Raw genomic sequence first — 11,359 nt, 5'->3', positions numbered from 1 at the left:
GCGTGCTAAAAAGCAACTTCGCCCCACTTTCTCAAGATGAATTATTTCAAGTTTTGCTTTAAAAAGGTGGCAATGTCTGTCCCGATTTGATTATAAGTCGTTTGCGTTGGGTGCAGTTTGCCATCACCAAAGATCGAGGTATCAATTGCGGACGGAACCAATTCCGCGTCATCAGTTCGCCAATCCAGATACTTCACACCATTACTTTGATAAACGGCGGCTTCCGCGTCACACAACTCGCCCAACGTATAATCATGGTAGCCAACCGTATCGTAGGCAATTGACATCTGATCCGAACCAAATTGGGTGACGTAGCAATCCAATGGTAGAATACCAAATAATTGTAATGATGGATTCTGGCGTTTAATGGCCTTGATTTGCTCGTCCAATGTCTGGGTAACATCGTCCAATGAAGAGTGAAAATAATCATTAACCCCATACGCAACTGTCGCAATATCATAATTTTTAAAACTGGTATTTGTCACATTCTGCGTTAAATCCAAAGCCGTGTCACCGGCAACCTTACCGTTATTTTGGCCCAGATTGGTATCCTGGACATAGAGCTGATTGGCAACAATCTGTGGATAAGGCGTGGTTGCGTACGACACACCGGTCCAGCCCTTGGTGATTGAATCCCCCAAACTAACCATGGTCATCTGCTTCAAATAACTTGAATAAACCCAACCGGAAACGGATGGTTTATTGGCAACTTGTATGTAATCATACTGCAGCCCCTTCTTCAGCCTGACCTGTTTGGTAACCATTAGGGACCGGTTGGCATAGTTTTTAAGCCAATGGGTCTTTTTGGCTCGTTTATTTGATCTGTAAGGATAATTCCAAATGGCCGTTTTATTCTTAAAATTAACGGCCTTGGTCCTTAAATTAATCTTTTTAGTGGTGGTAATGCGGTAATTGGGATCCACTTTGGCGGCAGCCGCACTTTTACCACCAACAAATTGAACCACTAGAAATCCTGCCGCCAGCAAAAACAACCCCATTAATTTTTTACGTAAACCGGTTTTCAACATCATCAATTCCCTCTCTACAATCAAAAGTTGAAGCTTTTGAATTTAAATTTTATGGTTGCGATAAACATGATTCATCAACGATCGGGTTTCGGTAAATTCATTTTCATCATGTAAAACGACCGTAATCAAACGATCATGACCAGCCTTTTTACCGGTTCCAACAAAGCAATAGCCTGCCAAATCGGTAAAACCGGTCTTTAAACCATCAACTTTAAGCGATGCTTGGTAATAGGCCCTTCCTGGCAACAAATTATTATAATTATAGCATCGCTGACCGGCGACCTTGAGTGATCCCAGCTTCGAGTAATTCAAGACTGCCGGATAATCCGCAAGCAGGTGCTTGGCGATCAGGCAACGTCTTTGGCCGAAACCCGATTGGCATTCCCGCCGGAAGTCGTATAACCATAATACTTCAGGGCATTTTGTTCCATTCCGTTTGCGGTCACAAACGATGCTTTACCTAAATGCCATTTTTTAGCTTGCTGATTCATCATTTTAACAAACCGCCGATTGTAGGCAGGTGTAGCGCCACCGGCAACCCACTGTCCCAGAGCAATTGCCGCATTATTAGACGACTCAATCAAAGCTGCTTCGTATAATTGCTTAACCGTATAACTGTTTTTGGTGAAACGAAAGCCACCGTAGACAGAAGAATTTCCCAGAGATTTCAGTCCGGTGTAAGATGTCCTTACTTTACTATTCCACCCAGTGCCTTTACCGGCAACCTTCTGATCCACAAGGTATAAAGTCATTAATTTTGAGATAGAGGCGATTGCCCGCGGCGTATTCATGTTCTTATGCCAAAGAATTTTACCGGTTTTTTCATCCATAGCAACGGCTGCTTTCGCGTACTTAAGTCCAAAAGGTGCTTTACCCTTTTTCAAATACCGGTGCCAGACGTAGCCTTTAGCACCGGTTGACCCGCTTTTAACCTTGTAGTAAACCGCTTTTTGACTGCCATGCTTCAAGGTTATTTTTCTGGTGGCATACCAAGTTGTATATGGGTAATGTTTCAGTGCATGCAGCTTTTTGGTATGCGCTAAATTATAAACGTAACCCTTCGCGCAGCTCGGTGATAAGCCGTCTTATGCATCGAAACATTCTTAACTACCCGGTATCCGGCCGCATTGGCGCTGATCGGGCTTTGAGCCGCCAGCCCGCAAAAGGCCGTTAACAGCCCCAGGCCACCCCAAATAAGTATTCGTTTAACGTTTCTCAATGAAAATCTTCCCCCTTATATTTCAACCAATGTAATCTATCATAGCGCAAAAAGGTTACAAAGCCGTCACAAAATATTCAAAGCAGGGTAATTTCCATTCCATTTCCGTTACAAATCAGTTAAACTCACTGGCCAAAAGCCACTAAAAATCAGATGTTTAAACGGCACAGAGACGGCTGCTTAAACATCTGATTTTTAATGATTGCTGCAATTCTTTTAACATAACACCATTGCCACTACTTAATCTCAATTATGCACCATATCGGGAGCCGGCTGACCACTCAAACTGATCGCAAACCGAACCAAAACCAGGCTGTCCGGCGTTACCGGCAAACTGTCAATGTAAACTTCCCGATACTCATTTTCACGAATCCGCTTAAAGCCACCCTCTTGAATAGCTTTATTTAAAACCTGAAAGGCTTGGCAGCTGTCGTCCTTAACCGGACCGTGATTGATCGTCTGCGCTTCCAAACCTTCTGCCAATTCTTCAAAATGGAGTTCTTCACTTTTGGTATCGACAAAGTGAATCTTTTCCAACGCTGCCTGAAAAGCTGCCTCGTCAACAAACAACGGTTGCTTAATCCAAATTTTAAACCGTTCGCCGCCTTCATCCTGCTGCCAAACAGCTTGAACAGGGTATGGCACATAAGGCTTAAAACCGGAAATTGGAATGTCTTTATCCGGGCCACCACTAATTGTTTTTGAAATTCGAGCGGCCGCTTTGGCTAATCTTAAAAATTCGGGGTCATCGGTATGCTTGGTTGCGTACCCTTGGGCAGTGATATAACTTCGAGTTGTCAAATCAACAAAGTGGGCATGTTCACTTTTACTGTATTCATCCGGTTCGTTAATTTCCCAATTGAACATGACTTGTCCCTCCTTTCTGTCTCCAATTTAACCCCTAAGCACACCCAGCCGCAAATATTGTGACTGGAAATTGTAATCGCTAACACAGAACTGCTGTGACGCTTTATTTCGGCTTTTTAAATGATCAATCAATCTCAAACCCCTTTGCCGTTAAGGCTAAAAATTTCAAGCTAAGGTGCAGCCAAAGGAGTTGATCGGCATCGTGCCAATTAATTCCCAAATCAGTTTGAATTTTACGCAGCCGATATCGCAGCGACTTTGGGTGAATATAGAGCGCTTTGGCAGCTTGGGTAACGTTTTGATTGTAAAGAAAATAAGACTGCAATGATTCAAACAACTCGGGCGATTGCTTTTGAAGCGTCCCCAGTTGAGGAAAGGTCAAAGTTTTGGCCAGCCAAGCTGTTTTTTCTTCAATAAAGAGTCGATTAATCCCAAGTTCGTCAAAGCTGACGATACGAGACTGGCTGCCAGCTGCCAAGACAAAGGCGCGCATGTTAATGACTTGTTTATCCAAATTCCGAACGTGATTCAAATCATCTGCCCACTGATTAAGAACGTCTCATGTGAAAATTCGGCGACGACCTCGTTTAACAGCGATCGCCAGTCTAACCGATCAGCCACCAAAATGTATAAATATTGACCGCGTAACCCCATAACGACTTCCGGCAGCCGATTTTGAACCGCCAAAATTAATTTTTGGAGCTTTTTAACCGGCTGACGACTGCTTAATAAAGTTACCAATCGCAACTTAGTGGTTATCGTAAGATGTCGGTTGCTCAAATATACTTCCTGATCCTTGGTAATTCCGCGACCTGATAATAAATTCGTTAATAGGTGGGCTGCCTTCGGGTCAAACAGTGACTCCTTTAAATGAATCGGTTCGGACTTTAAATGTTGAAAGCAATCAATGATTTTTCGATAAGTAATTGCTTGAATTTTAATAATCGGCAATCCCAGCTTCTGTCCCAAGCTTGTCAGTCGCTTAGGAATCTCTTTCAAATAGCTGTTAGTCTTAATCATCAGCCCCGCAGCCCCAAACTGACTAAGCTGGGTAATCAACTTTACCTGCTGGTTAGCATTTAATCCAAACAGACTTGTTAACACCAATTCCCCCGGAATCAGCCATTCCTTAACATCCGGCGTTGCCATTACCATTACTTCCGATACTTGATAATTGGTTAAATCAGCATCGGTTTGTGGCAGGCAGCTTTTCTCAGGCAGTGCCCGTATCAGATCAAATAGTGCAATCATTTAATTCATCTCCATCGTTATTGTTACTTTTTATCACATTTAGATAAAAAGTAGCGTTTTTTTAGTCATGATTCCCTTTTTATTTTGAAAATAAAGCGGTAGTATATGTTACATAATATAACATATATTTTAATTTGATGAATAACTTTCTCAGGAAACGGAGGCTAATTAGATGGAAAGAACAAACAATTTTCAAACAGTATCGGCGTCACAGCCTGTTTTAGCTTCAAACCGGAGTTGGTGGAAAGTCGTTGCACTTTGTTTTACCGGTTGGGGGTTGATTTACGCGGATCGGACAATCTTAAATCCGGTGATGCCCCAAATTGCCCGGACTTTTCACATCAACAACGCCGAATTGGGGATTGTCAGCAGTCTCTTTTTTCTGACATACGCAATTGCCCAATTACCGTTTGGCGTGTTGGCAGACAAATTAGGAAAACGGCTCATGATTATGATCGGGTTTCTAATATTTGGCGGCATGACCTTTCTTTCCGGGATTGTTTCGACCTTTGGTATGTTTCTAATCGTTCGGGCAATTGCCGGAATTGGTGAAGGCAGTTATTACGGTCCGCAGTACGCGCTTAGTGGTCAGGCCATCCCAATTTCCAAATTGACCTTGGGAACGGCCATTATTAACAGTGGGATGGCGGTTGGTTCTTCATTGGGCTTTCTTTTATCCAGTTATTTGGTTCTTCAGCACCACCAACACTGGCAGTTACCGTTTTTATTAATTGCACTGCCAACCGTCGTTGTCGGAGTGCTGTTTATTATCATTTTAAAGGAACGGCCAACCACCACCGGCACTACTCAGCCGCGATTGGTTGAACCGGTTACGACCCAGTTGCGACTGATTTTTACAAATCGAAACTTGATTCTGACTTTCTTTCTGTGCTTCTGTTCGATTTACGCCTACTTTGTTGTCTTGACTTGGTTGCCACAATTTTTACAAGTTGAGCGGGGCTTCAAAGGAACTGCCGTTGGGTTTATTTCATCGCTGGTTCCTTGGGCATCAATTCCGGGCGCACTGATTTTCGCAAAGGTTTACGATACTTTTCACCATGCCAAGCTGATGATTTGGTTCTTAGTTCCTTTAGCCGCCATTTCACTACTGCTTGTCGGGTTTACACAAAATCGTGCTGTTTTAATCGGCGCGCTGATCATCTATGGTTTATCCGGAAAGCTGGCAATTGACCCAATCCTGGTTGCCTTCGTTACGAAGCAGTCCGATTCCCGCTATTTATCAACAACGCTTTCAGCCTTCAACTTCATTGGAATGTGTGGCTCAATTCTGGCCCCTTACCTCACCGGTTGGATAGCAGATCAATTTGGCAGCATGACAATTGGATTTTACTTGGGCGCCGGCCTTTTGCTTGTTGGAGCACTCTGTTTCCTATTAACAAACGAAACCACCAAAATCAGAAATGAGGCTTAATTATGAGACAAAAAGATATTGCCAACATTGCCGTTGTAACTTTTCACGCCTTTTGGGGAAAGAAAGTTCAAAATTTGAATCGAATTATTGGCCTGATTGAAAGTAGTGCCAAACGAGGCGCTGACTTTATTTTATTACCTGAGATGGCCTTAACCGGCTATGATGACCAACCAGAAGTCCCGTTTCACAATAAAATGCAGGTAAAGCTGGCTGAACCGATTCCGGGACCGGCAACCGATCAGATTTCAGAAGTGACGCGTAAGTATGGCGTCTATGCGTTTGTGGGGATGCCGGAACGGGACACAATCTCCGGTCAAATCTATAACACCATGGCTGTTTTCGGCCCCCACGGGTTAATTGGTGCTTACCGGAAAATGCACCTGCCTGGATTGGAACCGAATTGGGCAGCCCGCGGAGATACCCCACTGATGATTAAAACGCCTTGGGGACCGGTTGGCTGTGCGATCTGCTATGATACTTGGGCTTTTCCAGAGCTGATGCGATTTTACGCGGCTCAGGGATGCCGGCTTTATGTCAACATCACCGCAACCGCCAAAATTCGTGGTAAATATCTGGCCAATACCAATATTGAAGCTGGCGTCATTCGAGATTGTTTGTTTGTGGCGTCCGCTAATTTGGGTGGCAAAGACCTGTACAATGATTTCTGGGGCGGCAGCAGTGTTGTCGGCCCCGGTCAGGAAACCTTGGAAGCTCATTATTACATTGGTGGTAAGTATACTGACGACCAAGCCAACCAAACCCGAGTAAACCTGACAACGATTGATTTATCGCTGGCGTCCAGATACATTTATCAACCGAATCCACGGTTGGGCGGTCAAACCGATTTTCGTCCCGACATCTACGCCAAAATGTATCAGCAACTTGCCCAAAAAACATCAATGAAAGTAAGTGATCAATATGCTAACAATTAATTCGCCCTATATCGATGCAACCCGCGAAATGTCACCGGTAAAAGCCGGTCCACTGAGCAACTTAACCTTCTCTGTCAAAGATGTCTTTGACGTTAAAGATCACGTTACCGGCCTCGGCAATCCCACCTGGCAGCACACACATTTTCCGGCGGCCGACAACGCCTATGCCATTCGACGCTTATTAGCCCAAGGAGCGTCACTGACTGGCATTACCATCAGCGATGAATTTATGTTTTCAATTAAAGGAAGCAATGCGCATTATGGCGACCCGCTAAACCCGAAACACCCGACTTGTTATGCCGGCGGCTCAAGTTCCGGATCCGCTTCGGCAGTTGCTTCGGGATTGGTTGACTTTGCCCTTGGAACCGATACCGGTGGCTCAATTAGAGTGCCAGCCAGTTATTGTGGTTTGTACGGCTTTCGGCTACTCACCAAATGGCGTTATTGGATGGCGTGGCACCACTTGCAACCAGCTTTGATACGGTAGGCCTCCTGGCAAACAATCCAACGATCCTGGCTCAGGCAGGGGCGGCCCTCTATTCAAACAGTGAAGTCCTGGTTCCTCACCAGCTTTATTACTTGGCCGACCCAATCACCAACGCCCTATCCGATAATTACGTTAAAACTGTCCAATTAATTGGGCAGTTACTCGGGTTGTCATCTCAACAAATCAAGCCTTTGCGATTACCTTCACTGTTTAATCTGCACCAGCTCCACCAAACCTTTAAGCGAATCCAAGGATTTGAAGCCTGGCACAATTATGGAAACTGGCTAAAAAATCATTCCGCCAATCTTGGAAGTGATATCAAAGCCCATTTTCAATTCGCTGCTTCGATCCAAAATGATTATTTGTTGGATGGCGCGTACACCTTAAAAAATGATTTTTCAATTTATTTACAAGACCTGCTGACTAATCGGGCGTTACTGGTTCTGCCAACAACTGCCGGTCCGGCTCCTGAAAAGAATATCGATCTTGAAACCGGCGAACAGATTCGAGCCCAAACACAACAGCTAACCACGATTGCCGGGCTAGCCGGCGTTCCCCAGGTAGCCTTACCAGTCACGATTAATCATCAAGATGACAGTTTATCACTAATTTCCGGACCGGAAACAGATGTCAGTTTATTAAAATTAATTAAAAAAATCGGGCCATTCTTAAACCCGTCACCAATTGCCAAGTGACATTACGAATCATGTTCATTAAATTAAAACACCTGATGCATCCCTTGCAAAATTCTCCGGAATCTCTAACGAAGAAAGCCGCAATTCGCATCAGGTGTTTTTTAGCTTTAATTATGCTTGTTTATTTTATCCAAGACTATTAATAAACTGATCGGTCGTTGTAGCAATCAGTTTGGGATACTGCCAATGTAAATAATGATTTCCTTTCAAGACAACTACCCGCGACTTAGGATGTTGGGTTACGTATCCCGACTGCTTAAACTCGGCTTGTCGATTAGGTGTTGAGAAAAGCAGGGTTGGTAATTGGTTGGGCAACTTTTGATTGGCAATCGGCTTTAATATTGCCTTCCAATTTTGCGTTTGTGCGACCAAGTTTCGGTTATACATTTTTCCGGCTAAAATTTTCGTATTGGCAGCTGTATCTTCGGCACTCAATAACGGGTTGATATCTCCCTGAATGGCTAAATCTTTTTGCCGGGCAGTTTTTTGATCAGGCGTCAGCTGATGAAATTCATCGGCCGCTTCGGCAAACAACTCGGCTCCCTGGGGATGAGCATGAACGACTTCGTAAGTTGTCGGTTCAATCGAGACAAACGCAATAACCCGATTTGAAAAATTCAGATAGTCATAAAGAGCAAATACTCCACCGATACTGTGGGCAAAGATAACCGTCGACCCTAAATTTAAACTGGCAAATAGTTGCCGGAATTCGTTAACTGTGTTAGGTAAGGTTTGCGGTTGATCAGTTATATCACTCAGCCCATAGCCAAGATAATCAAACGTTAAAATACCATCATCTTGTGACAGGTTATCAATTACCGTTTTAAAGTTGTAGTAATCTGAATCACCACCAAATGCCTGAAAAAAAATGATCGTCGCGTGATTGCCCTTAGGCGGCCGATAATAATAACTCATCGTGCCACCAGTGGTTTTAAAGTTTTGAAATAATTGGTTTGAATGCAAAATAATCACCTGGTTTTGAATTTAACGGGTTAAAACTGTGAAAAGACTACTGTTCCATTGGCCGCGTCAATCGTTGTCTGAGCACCCAATGGCGTGGTGAGCATTGGCACCGTATGACACGAATCGTAATCGTAAATAATCGGAATTTTCTGATTGTTTAAGACTTCTAATAGAATATCAATTGGTTTTCGGTTGGTTTGTAGATCATCAAATAACGCATGCTTGCCAAGAATGATTCCAGCAACATGATCAAATAAGCCAGCAGCCCGCATCATTGCAAAATTCTTCTCAACGGTTGCAGCATCCTTTTCGGCATCCTCAATAAATAATAAGTCATTCGACGTTAATTTCGGAAAATAGCTCGACCCTAAAATGCCATAGATTGTATTGAGGTTACCGCCCATAAGCCGACCGGTTAGTTTTGAAGCGCCAATTGACTGCCATTGATTGGGCCGTTGCTGTTTAGGGCGATCAAAGTTATTCCAGTTAATCGCCTCATCATCCCAATAGGTTGGCGCTTTAATTGTCACCGAATGCCCCGGTTGTGTGTTAATAATTTTTTCAAACGCTGCCCATGTCTCATCCACAAACGGCGGCCATTCACCAAACGATGCTACTAAAGCTGGCCCATATAAGGTTCGACAGTTTGGCGCTTGGGTCTGAACAGCTAATAATAATGCCGTTGCATCGGAGTAGCCAACAAATGTTTTGGGGTGTTGCTTAAGATAGTCATAGTCTAAATAAGGCAAAATTGAATTAGTGTTTGTTCCACCAATGGTTGCCATAATAATGTCGACTTCATCATTATGGATTAATTGATTAACTTCAGCAGCCCGATCAAGAATCCTACCCGAACGATAGTAATCTTGTTTTCCGGTTAAAGAACCCGCAATCAATTTAACTCCTTTCCCCGTCAAAAACGCTTTTGCCCGGGCAAACCGTTTCGGTGAAATTGCCGTAATCGGTGTCGATGTTGAGCAAAATCCAATAGTTGTCATCTAATCGCCTCAATTAGTATGTATTTTGGTTTAATTGTAGCACGTTGCGGTAATCGGGCAACAGACGCAGTCATGGTCCTATTTATGATTCAAAATCTGACGTTTTAAGCTGACAAGCCGGTTCTGTTGCCCAAATGATTTCGTGAGCGCAATCGCAATTAATAGATAAATAACGGCAATAACGATTGACCCGGTAAGCGATACCTGTGGTGATGTCTGTGAAGCAGTTCCAGATCGTAAAGTCGTAAATTGGCTAATGTAAAGAGCGGGAAAGTCAATTAAAAAATGCAAATAAATTGCATCTACAAGTGAGCCGGTCCGGATGTATACCGCTGCAAGAAGAACGCCCATCCCGAATGTTTGAATCAGCTGGCAAATAGTGACCGGTAACGTTTGATTCATCAAATTAGTTAAATGTTCCAAACTAAAAACCAAACTCGCTAGGATAACTGTTCCCCAAATTTTCAGCCGGTTGGGAGTCGTCCACTGTATCATTAAATCAATCAAGTTTCCCAAAATTACGCCACGAAAAAGTAATTCTTCAGAAACAGCTGCTAACGCGACCCAGACGAACGTTTCTAAAAAATACTTAGGCGAACCACTCTTAATAACAAGAGCCAGATATCCCAACGATAGCATAAAAAAGACTACCTGTTTAATTGTTATTTTAAATTTAAGATGAATCATTTGTCGCGTCAGAAAATAGTTAAGACCAAGTACCAATGCAATCTTAATCCCCTCATAGACAATATTACTGGTAATTTCGGAAAGTGGTGATTTTGTTAACAATGGAGCCAGCATGACATTTTCAATGATTTTTTCAATAAGAATGAATGCAATCAACAAGCTTGCCAATTTCTTTAGATTAGAAGTTTTCATTAACGCCAATTTTTTCATAGATCATTTACCTCTCTAATAATACTGGCACGAGTGATTGTTTCCGTATTAATATCCTTTAACCCGGGCAATGACAACATGACCGAACACAAACACAACAAAAAAGTATTTCACTAACTGACCAGTTAGTCATCATCCCATCAAATATTGCAAAAGCCATCTGCATCGCGCCAATTGTGACGGCAAATTCTATTAGGGCTTCTTCTATAACGTCAGTTTATCAATTGTTAATCATAGTATCCCCCCTGAACATTATTATCGTCAATAACTATCGAAAGACCACTCATAGCTGATATGCCATAGAGTTAGCCTGTAAATTCACGAAAACTTCATCTTTTTTCGAAAATTGATTTTTGAGATCCAGAAGTTATTAATAATCACATTTTAAATAACACTCACGTTCTATTTGTCGACACGATCATGCTTAACCAGAGATCGGCATCCGTAATCTATTTCACTATTAATGAACACCATACTCAAAAGAGCCTAAGGATAATGCTCTGGCCCTAAGATTATGAATACCGTTTCTTTTAATAAAGTGAGCATTTTTATTCACTTATGTTAGTTAGTTTTTAAATCTTAGTGATTAT

Annotated in this window: 11 protein-coding genes and 1 pseudogene; 4 read left to right on the top strand and 8 right to left on the bottom strand. The window is 42.8% G+C overall.

Features of this window, described 5'->3' with window-relative positions; genetic code table 11:
- Window positions 1–41 precede the first annotated feature (41 nt).
- From JCM14108_RS12785 to JCM14108_RS12765, 5 genes and pseudogenes are all read right to left on the bottom strand, one after another.
- Complete coding sequence (locus tag JCM14108_RS12785) at window positions 42–1,031, bottom strand: SGNH/GDSL hydrolase family protein (RefSeq protein ID WP_035181315.1); 990 nt, start codon at window positions 1,029–1,031, stop codon at window positions 42–44.
- Window positions 1,032–1,070: 39 nt separating this feature from the next.
- A pseudogene (locus JCM14108_RS12780) lies at window positions 1,071–2,121 on the bottom strand (D-alanyl-D-alanine carboxypeptidase family protein).
- 372 nt (window positions 2,122–2,493) lie between these two features.
- Window positions 2,494–3,114: a hypothetical protein gene (locus tag JCM14108_RS12775; protein WP_035181313.1), complete on the bottom strand. Its 621-nt coding sequence runs from the start codon at window positions 3,112–3,114 to the stop codon at window positions 2,494–2,496.
- Between the two features lie 124 nt (window positions 3,115–3,238).
- Window positions 3,239–3,646 carry a PucR family transcriptional regulator gene (locus JCM14108_RS12770; protein WP_035181311.1) on the bottom strand — a complete coding sequence of 136 codons (408 nt, stop codon included), beginning with the start codon at window positions 3,644–3,646 and terminating at the stop codon, window positions 3,239–3,241.
- On the bottom strand, window positions 3,643–4,365 hold the full coding sequence (locus JCM14108_RS12765) for a PucR family transcriptional regulator ligand-binding domain-containing protein (protein ID WP_035181310.1): 723 nt from the start codon (window positions 4,363–4,365) through the stop codon (window positions 3,643–3,645). The genes JCM14108_RS12770 and JCM14108_RS12765 overlap by 4 nt, the downstream gene beginning before the upstream one ends.
- Window positions 4,366–4,537: 172 nt before the next feature.
- On the opposite strand from JCM14108_RS12765, the gene JCM14108_RS12760 reads away from it, so the two are divergent.
- From JCM14108_RS12760 to JCM14108_RS14165, 4 genes are read left to right on the top strand one after another with little or no spacing between them, the layout of a single operon-like run.
- Window positions 4,538–5,797 (top strand): MFS transporter, encoded by a 1,260-nt coding sequence (locus JCM14108_RS12760; protein ID WP_035181309.1) that lies wholly within the window; start codon window positions 4,538–4,540, stop codon window positions 5,795–5,797.
- 2 nt (window positions 5,798–5,799) lie between these two features.
- A complete protein-coding gene (locus JCM14108_RS12755) occupies window positions 5,800–6,729 on the top strand; it encodes a carbon-nitrogen hydrolase family protein (RefSeq protein ID WP_035181308.1) in 930 nt (309 codons plus the stop codon).
- Window positions 6,716–7,216, top strand: a complete 501-nt coding sequence (locus JCM14108_RS14170) for an amidase family protein (protein ID WP_051996200.1) — start codon at window positions 6,716–6,718, stop codon at window positions 7,214–7,216. The genes JCM14108_RS12755 and JCM14108_RS14170 overlap by 14 nt, the downstream gene beginning before the upstream one ends.
- Window positions 7,165–7,911 (top strand): amidase, encoded by a 747-nt coding sequence (locus tag JCM14108_RS14165; protein WP_160168517.1) that lies wholly within the window; start codon window positions 7,165–7,167, stop codon window positions 7,909–7,911. The genes JCM14108_RS14170 and JCM14108_RS14165 overlap by 52 nt, the downstream gene beginning before the upstream one ends.
- Before the next feature lie 126 nt (window positions 7,912–8,037).
- Here JCM14108_RS14165 and JCM14108_RS12745 read toward each other — a convergent pair whose 3' ends face one another.
- The 3 genes from JCM14108_RS12745 to JCM14108_RS12735 form a co-directional block, all read right to left on the bottom strand.
- On the bottom strand, window positions 8,038–8,874 hold the full coding sequence (locus tag JCM14108_RS12745) for an alpha/beta fold hydrolase (protein ID WP_035181306.1): 837 nt from the start codon (window positions 8,872–8,874) through the stop codon (window positions 8,038–8,040).
- Window positions 8,875–8,903: 29 nt separating this feature from the next.
- Entirely contained in the window at window positions 8,904–9,872 is a 969-nt protein-coding gene (locus JCM14108_RS12740) for a S66 family peptidase (protein WP_035181305.1), read from the bottom strand.
- Window positions 9,873–9,950: 78 nt separating this feature from the next.
- On the bottom strand, window positions 9,951–10,769 hold the full coding sequence (locus JCM14108_RS12735; protein WP_035181304.1) for a CPBP family intramembrane glutamic endopeptidase: 819 nt from the start codon (window positions 10,767–10,769) through the stop codon (window positions 9,951–9,953).
- Window positions 10,770–11,359 lie beyond the last annotated feature (590 nt).

It is taken from the genome of Lentilactobacillus farraginis DSM 18382 = JCM 14108, from assembly GCF_000583655.1.
GTDB classification, from domain to species: Bacteria; Bacillota; Bacilli; order Lactobacillales; family Lactobacillaceae; genus Lentilactobacillus; species Lentilactobacillus farraginis.
The sequence above is the reverse complement of the archived record's forward strand: the minus strand, read 5'-3'. Positions and strand labels throughout refer to the sequence as shown.